Below are 17,688 nucleotides of genomic sequence, written 5' to 3'. Positions count from 1 at the left end.
GCCGCACGCGACATTTCCAGGCATCGGATTTACCATTGAAGGACGTAGAATTTACGCTTTCATTGCCGGCTTGATTGGTCGACCCTGACCTACGCCGGTGACACCATGCCCACAAATCCCAACCACGTCGTCGAAACGTACTCAGCCCTGCTGAAAACGGTGCGGACAGCGGGACTCATGCGCCGCCGTCGTGCGTTTTATGGGATGGTGTTCGCCATCCTGGTGCTGGCGCTGGGGGCCGCCGGGACCGGGTTCGTGCTCTTGGGACAGACCTGGTACCAGCTGCTGATCGCGGCCGCGCTGGGAGTCCTGTTCACCCAGTTCGCGTTTTTGGCCCACGAGGCAGCCCACCACCAAATCTTCGCCTCCGGGCGGACGAACGACTGGACGGCGCGGATTTTGGGGCCGCTGCTGGTGGGCATGAGTTATGCCATGTGGGTGAAGAAGCATACCGCGCACCACCAAAATCCCAACACCAAGGGCAAGGACCCGGACATCCACACCGGCGTGGTCGCCTTCCATGAGGAAGGTGCGGCCGGCAAGCGCGGGTTTGCCGCCGTCGTGACCCGGCACCAGGGGGCGCTGCTGTTTCCCTTGATCCTGTTCCTGGGGTTCAGCCTGGTCCTGGACTCGGCCAAGACGCTGTTTGGCCGGCGTGGCGTGCGGTTCCGCTATGTGGAGATCGGCTTGTTGGTGCTGCGCTTTGGTGCATTGCTGGTGGTGCTGTTCCTCATGCTGCCGTGGGGCATGGCGCTGGCCTTTATCGGCGTGCAGATGGGCGTGTTTGGTTTCTACTTGGGGGCGTCCTTTGCGCCGAACCACAAGGGGATGCCCATTTTGGAGGCTGGAAGCCGCGTTGATTTCCTGACCCGCCAGGTGGTGACGAGCCGCAATATTCGCGGCGGGATCTTTATGGACACGCTCATGGGCGGGCTGAACCGGCAGGTGGAGCACCATCTGTTCCCGGACATGGCCCGGCCGGAGCTGCGGCGCAGCACCTCCCTGGTGCGCGAGGCCTGCGGTAGGAACGGCATTGCGTTGACGGAAACCGGGCTGCTGCAGTCCTACGCCATCGTGGTCAGGTACCTGAACCGGGTGGGGCTCTCCGCCGTAGATCCCTTTGAATGCCCGCTGGTTCGCCAATTCCGCTAAATGCGGGCGGGCCCCAAAAAGCTGAATAGCGCCGCGGCCACCTGGTCCATGTCCTTCAGCCCGCACTCCCACACCGTGATGGTGCCCCAGCCCAGGCCGTCAAGCAGGGCCAGTGCCTGGGCGTCCCGCTCCACCGTGCGGGCGCGCTTGGCCTCCCAAAATTCGGGGTTGGTCTGCGGTTTGTGGGTGCCATTGGGACACGAATGCGAATGCCAAAAGCAACCGTTGACAAAAATGGCCTTGCGGCGTGCGCTGAAGACGATGTCCGGGTGCCGGGCAAACCCACGGCATGGAGCCGGTAGCGGTAGCCCGCCGCAAAAAGCAGCCGGCGCACCTGCATTTCCGGTTTGGTGTCCTTGCTCTTGATGTTCGCCATGACCCTGTGGCGCTGGTCCCTGGTCAGGGAATCAACCATGGCCTCCATGCTACGCGCCGGGCGTACCGTGGGGGATAGGGATAGACAGAAGGAGTGTGGCCATGAAACAAGCCAGCGTTCGGTACATTGTCAATGACGTCGACGCCGCCATTGGGTTTTACGTGGGGAAACTGGGGTTTGTGGAGGTAATGCACCCGGCTCCGGGATTCGCCATGCTGTCCCGCGGCGCCTTGCGCCTTTTGCTCAGCGCCCCCGGCGCCACGGATCTAAACGGTGCACCGGGAGGGGGCGGCCGGGCCCTGGCGGATGGCACGCTCCCCGTTCCCGGCGGGTGGAACAGGATCTCCCTGCAAGTGGCGGACGTTGCTGCGCAGGCGGCCGGCCTCCAAGCCGCGGGCGTGCCGCTGCGCAGCTCCGTGGTCCAGGGAGTCGCGGGCCGGCAGGTATTGGTGGAGGACCCGTCCGGCAACCTGGTGGAGCTTTTCGAGCCGATCCTGCCCCCAGCGGCCGGGTGACCACCCGCTGCGGGCCCGCTACGCCATCGGCAGGTGGGGGTAGTCCGCCTGGCGCCGCTGAAACTCCAATATGGCCGGGTTGACGATGATGCCGTCGCGGATTTCAATGGCACGCCGGATGGTGTCGTTGTCCGCCCAGGCCGCCGGGCCGGCCAGCACCGGTTCAATGAACGGCAACAGGGCTTCGCTGATCTCCCACGAGGCCGAGTTCCACAGGTAGCTGGGGGTGTGGTCCACGGCGTAGTAGTTGACGTTGTCGCCCACCGTAAACATCGGATCGGTGAAGCTGGTGTTGCGGGCCCAGCTAAAGCCCATGCCCTCGTCGCAGGAAACATCCACAATCAGGCTGCCCGGACGGAATCCGGCCAGGTCTGCCTCCGTCAGGTACGTCATGGGCGCATTCGGGTCCTGCAGCGTGCAGTTGACCACAATGTCCGCCTCGGCGAGGAACGCTGCCAAGGGGGCGTCGCCGTCGTCGAGCATGACAAATCCTGTGTGGGGCGGCTCGGGCGCGAAATCGAACTGGACCATTTCGGCGGAGTGGATCGGCGCAGCCACGGCGGCCACGCTGCGGCTGGTGAGCACCTGCACCTCGCGGATGCCCAAGGCATTCAGAGCCGTGACGGCGCCGCGGGCGGTGGCCCCGAAGCCGATCACCACAGCCTTCATCCGGCGCCCGTAATCGCCTGTGGAGCCAATCAGCGACAGCGAATGCATGATCGAGGAGTACCCGGCCAGCTCGTTGTTCTTGTGAAAGACATGCAGGCCAAAACCGCCGTCGGACGCCCAGTGGTTCATGGCTTCAAAGGCGATCAGGGTCAGCTTCTTGTCAATGGCCAGCTGGGTGATCTCACGGTCCTGGACACAGTGCGGCCAGCCCCACAGCACCTGGCCGTCGCGCAGTTCCGCCAGGTCAGAGGCCTGCGGCTTGGGCAGAAGCACGACGTCGGCACCCGCCACCACCTCTTCCCGCCGGGACACGCCGCCCACCAGCTCCGCGAGGGCAGCATCTGACATGCCAAACTGCTCCCCGTAACCTTCCTCGACCACCATCCGGGCGCGGATGTCGGCCTCGATGCGGGAAAAGTGCTCGGGATGAATCGGCGCGCGGCGCTCATCAGGCTTGCGCGAGGTGCCAATGACGCCGAGCCGCAGCCCGGAGCTTGCGGCCGTCATTTTTTCTTTGCGGGGGTGGGCTTGTCGGCGATGCTGGGCCCCGCTTCGCCGGCGCGCTTGTCTGCGCGCTTTTCCTTGATGGACTTGCTGGACTTTTTTGATGCAGTTTGCCGTGGTGATTTGTCGCCCATGTCAGCTCCCTAAGGTGGAACCGAAGATGGTCCCATAGCCCTGACCCTACACGCACTGGCCTGTTAAACGCCTTGGTGCCCCGGCCGTTGTGGACAACGGCAAGGGCACCAGCAGTGCGCGGAGCGGGCGACGGGAATCGAACCCGCGTATCGAGCTTGGGAAGCTAGCGCTCTACCATTGAGCTACGCCCGCACTGAAGCGTCCCCGTCAAGCAGTGGGGACATCGAACAAAAGTCTAGCGGATGTTCAGGGGTGCTTTGTACACTTTGCCGGCCGCCCGGGCCGCATGCTAGAAAATCAGCTCGGGATCGTTTTGCTGCTTTTTGCCCTGGAACAGGCGCACCAGGGGCTCCACGAAACGGGCTGCAACGGGGCCGAAGACGGCCATGATCAGCACGTAGGTGGTGGCCAGGGCGGCCAGTTCGGCGGGCACGGCGCCAGACGCGACCGCCAGTCCGGCAATGACAATGGAAAATTCACCGCGGGCAATCAAGGCGGCGCCGGCGCGGGCCCGGCCCATGACCGCTATGCCCTGTTGCCAGGCGGCCCACCAGCCGGTAATGACCTTTGTGGCGACAGTCACCACGGCCAGCAGGAGGGCAAACCCCAGAACCGGGGGAATGGTGCGCGGGTCCGTGTTCAGGCCGAAGAGTACAAAGAACATGGCGGCGAAGAGGTCCCGCAAGGGTTCCAGCACGCGGGTGGCATTCTCCGCTGTACCACCGGAGATGGCGATGCCGAGCAGGAACGCGCCGACGGCGGCGGAGACCTGCAGGGCGGAGGCAATGCCGGCCACCAGCAGGGCTGCCCCCAGCAGCTTGAGCAGGAAGGATTCCCTGTCCGGGCTGTCCAGCACTGTGGAGACCAGATGTCCGTAGCGCAGGGCCCCGACCAGCACGGCCGAGATAACGGCGAGGGAAATGCCCAGTGCCGTCAACCCGCCCAGCAGGGACACCCCGGCCAGGACCGCCGTCAGAATGGGCAGGTAGGCGGCCATGGCCAGGTCCTCGATCACCAGGACGGCAAGCACCACGGGTGTTTCACGGTTTCCCAGCCGCCCCAAGTCTCCCAATACCTTGGCAATGATGCCGGAGGACGAACTGTAGGTGATGCCGGCCATCACCAGGGCGCCCACGGGTCCCCAGCCCAGGATCAAGGCGATGGCAATGCCGGGGAGCATGTTCAGCACCAAATCCAGCAACCCGGCCATCCAGGATTGCCGCAGGCCCGTGACTAGTTCCTTGGCCGTATATTCCAAGCCAAGCATCAACAGCAGGAGGATGACCCCGATTTCGCTGGCGATGTGGGCAAAGCCGTCGATCCCGCCCAGGTTGACCAGGCCTCCCTCACCAAATGCCAGCCCGCCCAGCAGGTACAGCGGCACAGGGGACATCCCAATGCGTCCGGCCAGGCGTCCCAAAAATCCCAGCGCAAAGAAAACTACGCCTAGCTGGATGAGGGAGAGCGTGGTCGGATCCATGGTGGACCCTATGGCCGGGACTGCAGGATTGCAGCAGCTTCCAAGAGTCCTGAATCGGTCCCCACAATGACCACCATGTCCCCGGTCTTCAGCACTTCATCCGGGCGGGGAGAGCCAATGACCTCATGGTCCCGCAGCAAGGCGACGATGGAGGTGCCGGTGCGGGTGCGCATCTGCGTGTCGCCCAGGGGCCGCTCGGCAAAGGTGCTGCCCGGGCGGACCAGGATTTGGTGGGTTGTGACGCCGGGGACGTCCTTTTGTTCCGCTGCCAGCTGCGCGATGAGTTGCGCCGAGCCCAGCAACGAGCCCAGGGCGGAGGCTTCCTCGGCGCTGAGCGGAATGGACGCGGCGCAGGTGTCCGGATCGTCCACCCGGGAGAGGATCAGCTCCGTGTGGCCGTCACGGTGGGTGACAACGCCTACGCGGCGTCCCGTTCCGAGCCGCAGCTCCCTCCGGACACCGATGCCCGGGAGGGGAGTCTCTTCAATATTCATGGTCCCACTTTAGTCGTGCACCGCGGGCAGCGGCGGGATAGATAAAAACGCCCAAAAATATAACGCCGGATGCCGTCCAAAAAGTCCTGTGCCACCAGCCCCGGAGCCCATGTGCGCTATTTTTAGAAGGTGCTGATCTCAGACCGCGACATACGTGCCGAAATCGATGCCAAGCGTATTGTCTTGGACCCCTACGAACCCGCCATGGTGCAGCCCTCCAGCGTTGATGTGCGCATTGACAGGTACTTCCGTCTCTTCGACAACCATCGCTACGCGCACATTGATCCCTCGGAGGAGCAGCCGGACCTGACGCGCCTGGTGGAGGTGGATCCGGAGGAGGCTTTCATCCTGCACCCGGGCGAGTTTGCGCTGGCCTCCACCTATGAGACCGTCACGCTGCCGGACGATGTGGCCGCCCGGCTGGAGGGAAAGTCCTCCCTGGGCCGGTTGGGCCTGCTCACCCACTCCACGGCCGGCTTCATTGACCCCGGCTTTTCCGGACACATCACCTTGGAACTGTCCAATGTGGCCACCCTGCCCATCAAGTTGTGGCCCGGGATGAAAATCGGCCAGCTCTGCTTTTTCCAGCTCTCATCCCCGGCGGAGCACCCCTACGGCTCGGGCCAGTACGGAAACCGCTACCAGGGGCAGCGCGGCCCCACCGCCTCCCGTTCCTTCAAGAACTTTCACCGCACCAAAATTTAAGGCCCGGGGGGCTACGCCGCCACGCCGTGCGGCGGTGCCTTGACCGGCAACAGCAGCAGCAGTCCGGCCAGCAGCACCACCAAGATGCCGATGATGCCCCACCGCTGGGCGCCAAACAGCACAATGCACAGGCCAAAGAGCTGCGGCGCCAGGAAGGAAACTGCCCGCCCCGTGGTGGCGTAAAGCCCAAACAGTTCGCCCTCCTGCCCTTCCGGGGCCAGCCGGCCCATGAAGGTGCGGGCCGACGACTGGGCCGGTCCCACAAACAGGCACAGGATCAGGCCAAAGACCCAAAAGGCCGTCTTGCCGTGGAGAAACAGCACGGCGCTGCCGGAAACCAGCAATCCGCACAGGGACGTGACAATGACGGCCTTGGGGCCGAACTTGTCATCGAAGAAGCCGGCGGAAAGGGCTCCCACGGCGGCCACCACGTTCCCGGCGATGGCGAAAATAAGCACGTCCCCGGTCTTGAAACCAAACGATCCCACCGCCAGCACGGCGCCAAAAGTGAAGATGGCCGCCAGCCCGTCGCGGAAAATGGCGGAGGAAATCAGGAAGTACACGGTGTGCCGCTCCGACTTCCACAGCAACACGATGGTCCAGAAAAGCTCCTTGTAGGACTGGAAGAAGCCAACATGGGGTTCGTTCGGGTCCGGCTCGCTTTCGGGGATGGCCAGCATCACAGGAATCGAAAAGATGATGATCCACAGGGCGGAGAACACGGCCACGGCACGGTAGGTCATGCCGTCCGCGGAGGTGATGCCGAAGATCCCCTCCTCCGGCTTGATCAGCGCGAAATACACGAAGAGCAGCGCCACAATGCCGCCAAGGTAGCCCGACGCCCAGCCCAGGCCGCTGATCTTGCCGATGGTGTGCTTGGTGGAAATCTGCAGCAGCATCGCGTTGTAGTTCACGTCGGCAATCTCAAAAAACACGTGCCCGGCAGCTATAAGCATGCAGCCAAGCAGCAAGTACGACTCATGCGGCTGCACAAAGAAGCACGCACCGGTGAGCAGGGCCACGATGAGCGTGTTGATGCCCAGCCACAGCTTTCGCCGGCCGCTGTGGTCCGTTCGCTGCCCGGCGACGGGGGCCAGGAGGGCGATGGCGAACCCGGAGATCGACAGGGCAAACGCCAGGACAGCCGTGGCATGGTCTGCGCCGCCGAAATCCTTGCCGGTCAGGTACAGGGCCGTGAAAATGAAGGTGGTCATGACGGAGTTGAAGGCCGCGCCGCCCCAGTCCCAGGCGGACCACGCCACGATCTGCCGCTTGGTGCCCGGCGGGGTGTCCGCTGCGGCAGGTGGGAAATCCATGGCCTGCGGGAACTGAGTCATACGGCACATGCTATCCGGCCCGTCGCGGTGAATGCTGTCACATTAACGCAACGGTTCACCGCGCCGCCTGGGGCCGGTGCAATGGCCCTTGATAGGCTGGGAAGGTCGGGAACCGACCTCTACTGTGATTCAGACGTCCCTGCCCGAACCCTGCGGAGTCCACCTTGTTGATTGTCCTTTGTGCACATTTCATCATGGCTTTGCTCGCGCCCATTTTCTTTTCCCGCTGGGGACGCGCCGCGTTTTACGTGCTGGCAGCCGTTCCCGCTGCCAGCTTTGCCTGGCTGCTGACCCAGTACGGGGCAGTATATTCCGCCACAGGCATCAATCCGGTGCTGGACGTCCCCTGGATCCCCGCCCTGGGCGTCAACCTGACGTTCCGCATGGACGCGCTGGCCTGGCTCATGAGCCTGCTGGTGCTGGGTGTTGGCGCGCTGGTGCTGGCCTATTGCGCCCGCTATTTTAAGACGGACGACGCCGGCCTGGGCGGCTTTGGTGCCCAGCTGCTGGCTTTTGCGGGGGTCATGTTTGGGCTGGTGACAGCCGACAACCTGATTCTCCTTTTCGTATTTTGGGAATTGACCACTGTCCTCTCCTATCTGCTGATCGGACATGCCCGTACCCGCATAGCCGCCCGCCGCGCTGCGCTGCAGGCACTGGTGGTCACCACCTTTGGCGGTTTGGCCATGCTGGTGGGGCTGATCATGGTGGGCGAGGGTGCCGGGACGTACAGCATCTCCGGCGTGCTGGCCAGGGCGCCGCAGCTTGTGGCAGCCACTGGCACGCCGGGCACCGTGCTGGACATCGGCGTTGCGTTGGTTTTGGTGGGCGCCGTGACAAAGTCCGCGCTGCTGCCCTTCCACTTTTGGCTGCCGGGCGCCATGGCCGCACCCACACCCGTGAGCGCCTACCTGCACGCAGCAGCCATGGTGAAGGCGGGCATTTACCTCGTAGCCCGCCTGGCACCTGGTTTTTCCGGCACCGCGCACTGGCAGCTCCTGGTGACGGTGCTGGGCCTGGCCACCATGCTGGTGGGCGGTTGGCGGGCGCTGCGGCAGCATGACCTCAAGCTCATCCTCGCCTACGGCACCGTGAGCCAGCTGGGTTTCCTGATGGTGGTGGTGGGCCTTGGCAGCCGCGAGGCAGCGCTGGCGGGGATGGCCATGGTGCTGGCCCACGGCCTGTTCAAGGCGGCGCTGTTCCTGGTGGTGGGCATCATTGACCACCAGTCCGGGACGCGAGACATTCGCGAGCTGTCCGGGGTGTTCCGCTCCGCGCCCGCGCTGGGCGTGGTGGCCCTGATAGGCGCCGCCTCCATGGCAGGGCTGCCGCCACTGGCAGGATTTGTGGCCAAGGAATCCGTGTTTGCGGCCTTTGAGGCCCATGCCCGCTACGGCTCCGCCGGGCACGTGGCAGGCTTCACGGTGCTGGCCCTGATGGTCATTGGATCCATTTTGACGTTTGCCTACAGCGCCCGGTTCCTGTGGGGCGGCTTTGCCCGGAAACGTCCCGCCCCGGGCGGGGCCGCCGCGCCTGTGGCTGACACGCCCTTCAAATCCGTGGACTGGCTGTTCCTTGGCGCGCCCGCACTCCTCAGCCTGCTAACAGTGGCCTATGGCGCATATCCGCAGCTGGCGGAACGCTGGATTGCGCCGTACAGCGCCCCGTTTCCGGCCAATGACCCACACCCGCAGCACCTGCTGTTGTGGCACGGGGTGACGCTGCCCCTGGTCTTGAGCGCCGTGGTGGTTGGCGGCGGCCTGGCCTTGTTCCTGCTTCGCCGCCGGTTTGAGTCGCTGCAGGCGCGGATGCCGGCGCTGGTGGATTTGGAACGCCTCTACCGGCAGGCCATTGTGGTGCTGGACCTGGTGGCCATCTGGGTGACCGGCCGCACGCAGCGCGGTTCGCTCTTCTTCTACCTGGCAGTCATCCTGGGCACGGCCATTGCCGCCGTGAGCGCCGTGCTGGCCACCACGGGACCGGACTGGCTGGGCCGGCACTACACGGTGGATGGCGGAACCCCTTTCCAGGTCATCGCGGGCGTGGTGATTGTGGTCGGTGCCTTAGCGGCGGCCCGCGCCAGCAAGAGGTTCATGGCCGTGCTGATGGTTTCGGTCACCGGCTACGGCGTGGCGCTGATCTTTGCGCTCCAGGGCGCCCCGGACCTGGCATTGACGCAGATGCTGGTGGAGACCATTGTGCTGGTGGCGTTTGTGCTGGCCATGCGCTCCCTGCCACCGGGCCTGCGAGAACGCACCCGCGGGAGCCACAAGCTGCTCCGGGTCATCCTGGGGGCCGCGTTCGGCGCCGTCATGGTGGTGGTGGGGGTGGTGGCCATGGGATCGCGCATCGCCACGCCCGTCAGCCTGGGCCTGCCCGCCTTGGCGTACACCGGCGGCGGAGGCCTCAACGTGGTGAACGTGACCCTGGTGGACATCCGCGCTTGGGACACCTTTGGGGAAATTTCGGTGCTGGCCATTGCCGCAACCGGTGTTGCCAGCCTGATCTTTGTCCGTGGACGCGGACAGCGGCTGGCCCGGGCCGAGACCGTGGAAACGGGCAGCATTGGGCGCGTTGGCGTGCCGGATGGGTCCCCGAGCCCCGTCGCAGAACTGGCCAGGCGCTTTGCCGTGGTGCCCGGCAACCCGTGGCTGGTGGCCGGGCGCACGCTGGCCCCCGAGCGGCGATCCATCATCATTGAAGTGGTCACCCGGCTGGTGTTCCACAGCATCATGGTGCTGTCCATCTACCTGCTGCTGGCCGGGCACAACGGCACGGGCGGCGGCTTCGCCGGCGGACTCGTGGCCGGGCTGGCCCTGACCATCAGGTATCTGGCCGGCGGGCGCTTTGAGCTGGCGGAGGCCACCCGGGTGTCGGCCGGAACCCTGCTGGGACTTGGGCTGGCGGCTGCTGCCCTGACGGCGCTGGCACCCCTGTTTCTGGGCGGCGAGGTGTTCCAAAGCGCCATCCTCTCCTTTGACCTGCCGGTGTTCGGGCACGTGAAGTTTGTGACCTCAACCCTCTTCGACATCGGCGTGTACCTGGTGGTGGTGGGCCTGGTGATTGACGTGCTGCGGAGCCTGGGTTCGGAAATTGACCAGCATGAGGAGGACGGCATTGGGGACATCACGTTGATTGAGGACGACGAGCCGCTGGAGGTGGGCCGGTGAGCGTCAACCTGACACTGCTGCTGGTCATGGGCGTGCTGTACGCCATCGGGATCTACCTCTTGCTGGAACGCAGCCTGACCCGGGTGCTGCTGGCCCTGATGCTGCTGGCGAACGCCACCAACCTGCTGCTGCTGGCCACGGGCGGCTACGCCGGGCTGGCACCGATCTTCGGCAAGGATATTCCCGCCACGGCATACAACGATCCGCTGCCGCAGGCCTTCATCCTCACCTCCATTGTGATTTCCTTCGCCGTCACGGCCTTCATGCTCAGCCTGATCTACCGGTCATGGCTGCTCAGCCGGGCTGACCACATCCAGGATGACCGGGAAGACCGCCGTGTTGCCAGGCAGGAATTGTTCGACGCCGAGGAAGACTCCGAAATTGCCATTGAGGTGTCCGACTTCCATGAAAACAACCAGCCGGCGGGCAGCCGCGAGATGATTCCCGAAGTGACCTTGAAGAAGGCAGCAGTGCACCACGCCGTCAAGGAAGGCGGGGAATGAGCATCGCATCCCTGGCGCCGCTCGCCGTCGTCCTGCCTTTCCTGGGCGCAGCCCTGGCCTTTGTGCTGATCCGCCAGCCGCGCATCCAGCGCCGGGTCAGCCTGGGCACGCTGGCCGTGACCCTGGCACTGGAAGTGCTGGTGCTCGCCTTTGTCTGGCAGTCCGGCCCCGTGGCAGTGCACCTGGGCGGCTGGGCGCCGCCGTTCGGGATCGTCATGGTGGCGGACCAGTTCTCCTCGCTGCTGCTGGTCATTTCCTCCGCTGTCAGCCTGGCGGTGCTGGCCTATGCGTCCGGCCAGGGCGCGGCCGACGGCGAGGAAGGCGGGCCCCTGTCTGTTTTCCACCCCACGTACCTGATCCTGGTGGCCGGCGTGTCCAACGCATTCCTGGCCGGTGACCTGTTCAACCTGTATGTGGGCTTTGAGATCCTGCTGACGGCCAGCTACGTGCTTATGACGCTGGGCGGAACCGGATCGCGCATTAGGGCGGGGATCACCTACGTGGTGGTCAGCGTGGTGTCCTCGCTGCTGTTCCTGATAGCAATTGCCATGATTTACGGCGCCACGGGAACCGTCACCCTGGCCGACCTGGCCATCAAGCTGGGGCAGCTGGACCACGGGACCCAGCAACTGCTGCACGTGCTGCTGCTGGTGGCCTTTGGCATCAAGGCTGCCGTCTTTCCGCTCTCCTTCTGGCTGCCTGACTCCTATCCCACGGCGCCGGCACCCGTGACGGCGGTGTTCGCCGGGCTGCTGACCAAGGTGGGCGTCTACGCGATCATCCGCACGGAGACCCTGCTGTTCCCCTCCGACCATTTCAACACCGTGCTGATGTGGGCGGCCCTGCTGACCATGCTGGTGGGCATCCTGGGTGCGCTGGCCCAGACGGACATCAAGCGCATGCTCTCCTTCACCCTGGTGAGCCACATCGGGTACATGATCTTCGGCGTCGCGCTCTCATCAGTGCTGGGCCTGGCCGCCACCATTTTCTACATCATCCATCACATCACCATCCAGACCAGCCTGTTCATGGTGACGGGACTGGTGGAGCGCCGCGGCGGCACCTCCGCCATCTCACGGCTGGGCGGGCTGGCCAAGCTGTCCCCCCTGCTGGCCGTGCTGTACTTCATCCCCGCCATGAACCTGTCCGGTATCCCGCCGTTTTCGGGATTCCTGGGGAAGCTGGGCCTGTTGCAGGCCGGCGTGGCGGACGGCTCGCCCATGGCGTACGTGCTGGTGGTGGGCGCCGTGGCAGCCAGCCTGCTGACGCTGCTGGTCATGGCCCGCGTGTGGAACCGCGTGTTTTGGCGCAGCACGGCCGACGCCGAGGACCCTGACCCCGTGCTGCTTGCCACGGCCCCGGACGCCTCCGGCGGACGGAGCATGCGGGCGCTGCGCACCAGCAAGTATGTTGACGCCACCGAGGGCCGGTTCGCCGGGGAGAACGAGATCCCGATCCTGCCGAAAATGATGGTCTACTCCACCCTGGGCCTGGTGGTGCTGGGCGTGGCGCTCAGTGTATTCGCCGGGCCATTGTTTGAGCTCAGCCAGCAGGCGGCGGACGCCATGCTTGCGCGAACGCCCTACATTGCGGCCGTGCTGGGGGCGGGTGCTCCATGAGGCGGACCGTGGACGCTGTGCGCAAGCGCCGCACGTGGCAGCGGCTGCCGCTGCTCATTTGGCTGGTGGTGGTGTGGGGTGCCCTGTGGCAGGACTTCAGCCCCGGCAACCTGGTTTTTGGCCTGCTGATTGCCCTGGGGGTCTCGCAGGCGTTTTATCTGCCTCCCGTGGAACTGAGCGGCCGCTTCAACGTGCTGCACGCCCTGGTGTTTGTGATGTGGTTCCTCAAGGAAGTCACGGTGGCCAGCGCCCTGGTTGCATACTGGGCTGTGGCGCATGGGCCGCGCATCCGAAATGCCGTCATCGCCGTCCCCCTCCGCAGTCATTCGGACCTGCTCATGACGGCAACCGGCCACGTGCTGTCGCTGATCCCGGGGTCCCTGGTGGTTGAGGTGGACCGCGGCACCGCCACCTTGTACATGCACGCCATGAACACGCCCACGGCCGAAAGTGTGGAGCAGGCCCGGGCCGGGATCCGGGACATCGAGGCCCGGCTGATCCGCATCATGGGCAGCCGCGAGGAACTTGCCGCCCTCACCGTTGAGATTCGAGATAACCACGCCCCGAGGGAGGAACCATGACGGGACTGGGAACAGTGGGCGTGATTGTCGCCGTCGTGCTGTCCCTGGCGGCGGCAGGCACCATTTACCGCATCGCCGCCGGGCCGTCGCTGCTGGACCGGGTCATCGCCGCGGACGTCCTGCTGGCCATTTTCGGCGCCGCCCTGGCCACCGACATGGCACTGAAGCACCACACGGACAACCTGGCGCTGCTGGTGGTCCTGAGCGTGGTGGGATTCATTGGCTCCGTGACGGTGGCCCGCTTCGTGGCGCACCGCAAGGAGGAAGCATGAACGTGGTTGATGTGCTGACAGCCATCTGCCTGCTGGGCGGGGCCGCCATGAGCCTGGCCGCAGCGGTAGGACTGCTGCGGTTTCCTGACCTGATGAGCCGCATGCACGCCGCCACCAAGCCGCAGGTACTGGGCCTTTTCCTGATGCTGGCCGCAGTGGCGCTCCAGCTGCAGGCCTGGTCGCTGCTGCCCGCGCTCTTGGTGGCCTGGCTGTTCCAGCTGCTGACGGTGCCGGTGTCCGCTCACATGGTGGGCCGCGCCGGCTACCGCACCAAACACCGCCGCCCCGAACTCCTCACGGTGGACGAGCTCAACGACGTGGTGGAAGCCGTTGTGGAAGAAAACGGCGCCTAAACCTCTTCGGGGTGCTGGTTGAAGCGGGCAATGGCCTTTTGGGTGGTGCGCCCGGCCAGGACCTGGATGATGGCGGCCACGGCGGAGGAAACCAAGGCAAAGGTGAGTGCCGAGCGGAGGCTGTTTTCCAGGTTGGCGCCGTCCTTGGGCGGCTTGTTGCCTGTGCTTTTTTCCCACGCGGTGTCAACGATCTTGCTGGCCACAAACCCGGCAGCCACGCTGACGCCCGTGCCGAGCAGCTTGAACACGATATTCACAAAAACACTCCTTGGGGTGGGGCGGGGTGACGCGGTGGTGGACCTGTTGCTAGCCTAACGGTTTGCCCTCGACAGCGGCCAACGCTGGGAGGAAAATAAAGACGGGCCATTGCCGCGCCGCCCCTCCAAGCCAAGCACGACGGCGGTGAGGCCGCCCACCCGGGGCGCCCCGCCGCCGTCGTGCGTCATCAACATTCGCCGCCAACCGGCCGTGCGGGTAGACTAAAGCCGCAATTCAACACGACAGGGGAGCGTCATCCCGACCCGGGAACCGGCGCTGAGAGTGCGGTTCGCCGCAGACCCTCGAACCTGCTCCGGCTAGTACCGGCGAAGGGAGTCGAGTTCTCTTCGGCTGCGCGGAAATACCGCCGCGGCCGCCCCTCCTGAAAAGGAGGAAACATGAGCAAGTCAGTCGCGGGCAATTCCGCAAACTCCAAGTCAGCACCCAATTCGACGTGGCGCGTGGTGGACATTGTGGTGGCCTCCGTGCTGTCCGTGGCCGTGGGCGTCATCTTCTGGCTGTGGTCCGCCGGCTACGGCGTGATCGCCGCTTTCACCGTGGCCTTTCCGCCCCTTGCCGGCCTGTACGGCGGCGGCTGGCTGATTGCCGGCGTGATCGGCGCACTGGTGATCCGCAAGCCCGGCGCCGCACTGTACTGCGAGATAGTGGCCGCCATTGTCGAGGCGCTGCTGGGCAGTTCCTTTGGCTTTACCGTGCTGCTGTCCGGCCTGGTCCAGGGACTCGGCGCGGAAGTGGCCTTTGCCGCCTTCCGCTACCGCCGCTTCACACTGCCCGTGGCACTGCTGGCCGGTGCGCTCGCGGGCGTGGCCATGGGCATCAACGACTCCCTAGTCTACAACGTGGTGTGGGACTTCCCCTGGAAGCTGGTCTACACCGTGTTCGGTGCCATTTCCGGGGCTGTGCTGGCCGGGCTGCTCTCCTGGCTGGCAGTGCGCGGGCTGGCCCGCACCGGCGCCCTGGCCAATCTGCCCTCACGCGGGGCTGCCACCGAACCGGTGGTGTAGGGAATGGCCCGCCAACCGGGCCGAGGTGCCCCGGCCCGGAGTGCCCCGGCACTGAGCGCCCCGGGCCGGAGCGCCCCGGCGCGGGTCAGTGCCCGGGGGTGGGGCTGGCAGCACGCAGGCCGCCCGGCCAAGGCCATCCACGATCTTGACCTGGAGATCGCACCCGGCGAACGGGTGCTGCTGCTGGGACCCTCAGGCGCCGGCAAGTCCACACTTTTGCACGCCCTGGCAGGTGTGCTGGGCGGCGAGGAGGGTGCCGACGAGTTTGGCACGCTCCTCATTGACGGCGCGCCCGTGGCGGAATCCCGCGGCCGCGCCGGGCTCATGCAGCAGGACCCCGACGCCCAGGTGGTCCTCTCCCGCATTGGCGACGACGTGGCCTTCGGTGCGGAAAACCTGTCCGTGCCGCGGGAGGAAATCTGGCGGCGTGTACCGGAAGCCCTGGAACAGGTGGGGCTGAAGTTGCCGCTGGACCACTCCAGTTCCGCCCTGTCCGGCGGGCAAAAGCAGCGGCTGGGCCTGGCCGGGATGCTGGCCATGCGCCCCGGGCTGCTCCTGCTGGACGAACCCACCGCCAACCTTGACCCCGCCGGCGTGGTGGACGTCCACGACGCGGTCCGGCGCAGCCTCGATGCCACGGGGGCCACCCTGGTGGTGGTGGAGCACCGCGTCTCCGTCTGGCTGGACGTGGTGGACAGGATTGTGGTGCTGGCGCCCGCGCGTGCCGGGGAGCCGGGCGGCGTGCTGCTGGACGGCGCCCCCGCGGAGGTCCTGGCCCAGGCAGCCGGCATGCTGGCCGCCGCCGGGGTCTGGGTGCCGGGCCGGGTTCCCGCCGTGCGTCCGCGGACTTTTTCGGCCACGGACGACGCCGGTTCCCACCTACTGCTCGACGCGGAGGCCCTGGCCGTCTCCCGGCAGGCCGGGACGCGACGGCACCCGGCCGTGCCGGCCGCCGTCGTGCCTTCCGTGCGGATCTCCGCGGGGCAGGCCCTCAGCGTGACCGGGCCCAACGGCGCCGGGAAATCAACGCTGGCCCTCACCCTGGCCGGGCTGCTGCCGGCCGTGGGCGGGCGCCTGGAAGCCAGCCCGGCCCTGGCCCGTGGTGCCGGCAGCGCGCCGCTGAAATGGCGCGGGCGGGAGCTGATCAGCCGGATCGGCTATGTGTTCCAGGAACCGGAGCACCAATTTGTGACGGGCACCGTGCGCGATGAACTGCTGTTTGCGCCGCGGCTGCTGGGCCGGGGGGAGGCCTCCGCGGACGGGCTGCTGGAGCGGCTGCGCCTGGGCCACCTGGCGGACGCCAACCCCTTCACGCTGTCCGGGGGCGAAAAGCGCAGGCTGTCCGTGGCCACCGTGCTGGCCGCCGGTCCGCAGGTGCTGGTCCTGGACGAGCCCACCTTCGGCCAGGACGCCAACACCTGGGCCGAGCTGGCCTCGCTGCTGACCGAACTGCTCGACGCCGGCACTGCCGTGGTGTCCGTGACGCACGACTCCGCCTTCACCCAGGTGTTGGGAGGGGCCCGGCTGGTCCTCGGCGCGCCCACGGACGCCCCTGTTGAGGTTGGAGATAACCACGTGCGGATGACCCCGTCGGCGTCACTGCCGGGAGCCGAGTCGGGGGCTCAGTCGGGAGCCGAGTCGGGGGCTGCATCGGAGCCTGTGCCGGAGCCTGTGTCGGAGCCGGGGGTGCGGAGATGAGCGTGGATGTTCTTGCCGCCCCCCGGTCGAAGGCCTGGCTGGCGGGGGCGAACCCGCTGGCCAAGCTGGGTGCCGCCATGGCCATCACGGTCGCCCTGCTCCTGAGCGTGGACTGGGTGTCTGCCACGGCGGCCCTGGTACTGGAATGCCTGCTGCTTCCGCTGGCCGGCCTGGGCGCCTCCTTGTTGTTGCGTCGCGGCTGGCCCGTGCTGCTGGCCGCCGTGGTGGGAGGCTACGGCACGGCGTTGCTGGCACCCAAAACGGGCGAGGTGCTCCTTTCGGCCGGTCCGCTCCTGTTCACCACCGGTTCCGTGGAGTCCGGTGTGGCCATTGCGCTGCGCGGCCTGGCGATCGCCCTGCCGGGGATCATTGTCCTGGCCAGCACCGATCCCACCGACTTGGCGGATGCGCTGGCCCAGAAGCTCCGCCTGCCGCACCGCTTTGTGCTCGGTGCCCTGGCTGCGATGCGCCTGGTGGGCCTGCTGGTGGCAGAATGGCAGACCCTCGGCATGGCCCGCCGCGCCCGCGGGGTGGGCAGCGAACCCGGCTTCTTCAGCGGCCTGCGGGCGTCCCTGGGGCAGGCCCTTGCGCTTCTGGTCCAGGCCATCCGCAGGGCGTCCCGGCTGGCAGTCACCATGGAGGCCAAGGGCTTTGGCGCCGGGCCCCGCACGTGGGCCCGGGAATCCGTCTTTACGCGGCGCGACGCCGCGGTGGCGGCAGGGGGATTGGTGATGGTGGCCGTGTCGGTGGGGGCCGCCGTCGTGCTTGGAACGTGGAATCCTGTGTTTGGCTAGCCCTGCGCCGAGACAGCGGATCAACGCCGAGACCGGATGGAATATCTT

Annotated in this window: 19 protein-coding genes, 1 tRNA gene, 1 pseudogene and 1 riboswitch; of the genes and pseudogenes, 12 read left to right on the top strand and 9 right to left on the bottom strand. The window is 66.2% G+C overall.

Features of this window, described 5'->3' with window-relative positions:
• Window positions 1-105 precede the first annotated feature (105 nt).
• The gene (locus G6N77_RS09025) at window positions 106-1,152 is read left to right on the top strand and encodes a fatty acid desaturase family protein (RefSeq protein WP_165181698.1); all 1,047 of its coding nucleotides are present in this window, start codon (window positions 106-108) and stop codon (window positions 1,150-1,152) included.
• Here G6N77_RS09025 and G6N77_RS20320 read toward each other — a convergent pair.
• Window positions 1,149-1,286 carry a hypothetical protein gene (locus G6N77_RS20320; protein WP_306987572.1) on the bottom strand — a complete coding sequence of 46 codons (138 nt, stop codon included), beginning with the start codon at window positions 1,284-1,286 and terminating at the stop codon, window positions 1,149-1,151. The genes G6N77_RS09025 and G6N77_RS20320 overlap by 4 nt on opposite strands.
• 75 nt (window positions 1,287-1,361) lie before the next feature.
• Window positions 1,362-1,567, bottom strand: a pseudogene (locus tag G6N77_RS20315) (very short patch repair endonuclease); the annotation flags it as partial.
• Window positions 1,568-1,629: 62 nt separating this feature from the next.
• Between G6N77_RS20315 and G6N77_RS09015 the strand changes: the two are divergent.
• Window positions 1,630-2,043, top strand: coding sequence for a VOC family protein (locus tag G6N77_RS09015; RefSeq protein WP_165181697.1), 414 nt, complete (start codon window positions 1,630-1,632; stop codon window positions 2,041-2,043).
• Window positions 2,044-2,061: 18 nt separating this feature from the next.
• Here G6N77_RS09015 and G6N77_RS09010 read toward each other — a convergent pair whose 3' ends face one another.
• From G6N77_RS09010 to G6N77_RS08995, 5 genes are all read right to left on the bottom strand, one after another.
• Window positions 2,062-3,219 (bottom strand): N(5)-(carboxyethyl)ornithine synthase, encoded by a 1,158-nt coding sequence (locus tag G6N77_RS09010; RefSeq protein WP_165181696.1) that lies wholly within the window; start codon window positions 3,217-3,219, stop codon window positions 2,062-2,064.
• Window positions 3,216-3,350: a hypothetical protein gene (locus G6N77_RS20110; protein ID WP_262453275.1), complete on the bottom strand. Its 135-nt coding sequence runs from the start codon at window positions 3,348-3,350 to the stop codon at window positions 3,216-3,218. The genes G6N77_RS09010 and G6N77_RS20110 overlap by 4 nt, the downstream gene beginning before the upstream one ends.
• Window positions 3,351-3,472: 122 nt before the next feature.
• Window positions 3,473-3,543 (bottom strand) — tRNA-Gly (locus G6N77_RS09005).
• Between the two features lie 97 nt (window positions 3,544-3,640).
• Window positions 3,641-4,831, bottom strand: a complete 1,191-nt coding sequence (locus tag G6N77_RS09000) for a cation:proton antiporter (RefSeq protein ID WP_165181695.1) — start codon at window positions 4,829-4,831, stop codon at window positions 3,641-3,643.
• Window positions 4,832-4,839: 8 nt separating this feature from the next.
• Window positions 4,840-5,325 carry a cation:proton antiporter regulatory subunit gene (locus G6N77_RS08995; RefSeq protein WP_165181694.1) on the bottom strand — a complete coding sequence of 162 codons (486 nt, stop codon included), beginning with the start codon at window positions 5,323-5,325 and terminating at the stop codon, window positions 4,840-4,842.
• Window positions 5,326-5,454: 129 nt separating this feature from the next.
• Between G6N77_RS08995 and dcd the strand changes: the two genes are divergently transcribed.
• On the top strand, window positions 5,455-6,030 hold the full coding sequence (gene dcd / locus G6N77_RS08990; protein ID WP_165181693.1) for a dCTP deaminase: 576 nt from the start codon (window positions 5,455-5,457) through the stop codon (window positions 6,028-6,030).
• A gap of 11 nt (window positions 6,031-6,041) precedes the next feature.
• Here dcd and G6N77_RS08985 read toward each other — a convergent pair whose 3' ends face one another.
• On the bottom strand, window positions 6,042-7,367 hold the full coding sequence (locus G6N77_RS08985; RefSeq protein WP_205678140.1) for an MFS transporter: 1,326 nt from the start codon (window positions 7,365-7,367) through the stop codon (window positions 6,042-6,044).
• A 164-nt stretch (window positions 7,368-7,531) separates the two neighbouring features.
• On the opposite strand from G6N77_RS08985, the gene G6N77_RS08980 reads away from it, so the two are divergent.
• The 6 genes from G6N77_RS08980 to mnhG are packed head-to-tail and all read left to right on the top strand — an operon-like array spanning window position 7,532 to window position 13,865.
• Complete coding sequence (locus G6N77_RS08980) at window positions 7,532-10,537, top strand: Na+/H+ antiporter subunit A (RefSeq protein ID WP_165181691.1); 3,006 nt, start codon at window positions 7,532-7,534, stop codon at window positions 10,535-10,537.
• Window positions 10,534-11,040 (top strand): Na(+)/H(+) antiporter subunit C, encoded by a 507-nt coding sequence (locus G6N77_RS08975; protein WP_165181690.1) that lies wholly within the window; start codon window positions 10,534-10,536, stop codon window positions 11,038-11,040. Before G6N77_RS08980 ends, G6N77_RS08975 begins: the two co-directional genes overlap by 4 nt.
• Window positions 11,037-12,659, top strand: coding sequence for a Na+/H+ antiporter subunit D (locus G6N77_RS08970; RefSeq protein WP_165181689.1), 1,623 nt, complete (start codon window positions 11,037-11,039; stop codon window positions 12,657-12,659). Before G6N77_RS08975 ends, G6N77_RS08970 begins: the two co-directional genes overlap by 4 nt.
• An 8-nt stretch (window positions 12,660-12,667) precedes the next feature.
• Complete coding sequence (locus G6N77_RS08965) at window positions 12,668-13,240, top strand: Na+/H+ antiporter subunit E (protein WP_262453272.1); 573 nt, start codon at window positions 12,668-12,670, stop codon at window positions 13,238-13,240.
• On the top strand, window positions 13,237-13,512 hold the full coding sequence (locus tag G6N77_RS08960; RefSeq protein ID WP_165181687.1) for a monovalent cation/H+ antiporter complex subunit F: 276 nt from the start codon (window positions 13,237-13,239) through the stop codon (window positions 13,510-13,512). Before G6N77_RS08965 ends, G6N77_RS08960 begins: the two co-directional genes overlap by 4 nt.
• Window positions 13,509-13,865 (top strand): monovalent cation/H(+) antiporter subunit G, encoded by a 357-nt coding sequence (gene mnhG / locus G6N77_RS08955; RefSeq protein ID WP_165181686.1) that lies wholly within the window; start codon window positions 13,509-13,511, stop codon window positions 13,863-13,865. The genes G6N77_RS08960 and mnhG overlap by 4 nt, the downstream gene beginning before the upstream one ends.
• Here the strand turns inward: mnhG and G6N77_RS08950 are convergent.
• Window positions 13,862-14,122 (bottom strand): DUF4235 domain-containing protein, encoded by a 261-nt coding sequence (locus G6N77_RS08950; RefSeq protein ID WP_165181685.1) that lies wholly within the window; start codon window positions 14,120-14,122, stop codon window positions 13,862-13,864. The two genes, mnhG and G6N77_RS08950, sit on opposite strands and share 4 nt — an antisense overlap.
• A 235-nt stretch (window positions 14,123-14,357) precedes the next feature.
• Window positions 14,358-14,475: riboswitch (TPP riboswitch) on the top strand.
• 46 nt (window positions 14,476-14,521) lie between these two features.
• On the opposite strand from G6N77_RS08950, the gene G6N77_RS08945 reads away from it, so the two are divergent.
• From G6N77_RS08945 to G6N77_RS08935, 3 genes are read left to right on the top strand one after another with little or no spacing between them, the layout of a single operon-like run.
• The gene (locus tag G6N77_RS08945) at window positions 14,522-15,148 is read left to right on the top strand and encodes an ECF transporter S component (protein ID WP_165181684.1); all 627 of its coding nucleotides are present in this window, start codon (window positions 14,522-14,524) and stop codon (window positions 15,146-15,148) included.
• Between the two features lie 3 nt (window positions 15,149-15,151).
• Entirely contained in the window at window positions 15,152-16,846 is a 1,695-nt protein-coding gene (locus tag G6N77_RS08940; protein ID WP_165181683.1) for an ABC transporter ATP-binding protein, read from the top strand.
• Complete coding sequence (locus G6N77_RS08935) at window positions 16,843-17,640, top strand: energy-coupling factor transporter transmembrane component T family protein (RefSeq protein WP_165181682.1); 798 nt, start codon at window positions 16,843-16,845, stop codon at window positions 17,638-17,640. Before G6N77_RS08940 ends, G6N77_RS08935 begins: the two co-directional genes overlap by 4 nt.
• Window positions 17,641-17,688 lie beyond the last annotated feature (48 nt).

It is taken from the genome of Arthrobacter silviterrae, from assembly GCF_011045165.1.
Classification (GTDB): domain Bacteria; phylum Actinomycetota; class Actinomycetes; order Actinomycetales; family Micrococcaceae; genus Specibacter; species Specibacter silviterrae.
This window is presented reverse-complemented; position numbering and strand designations above follow the sequence as displayed.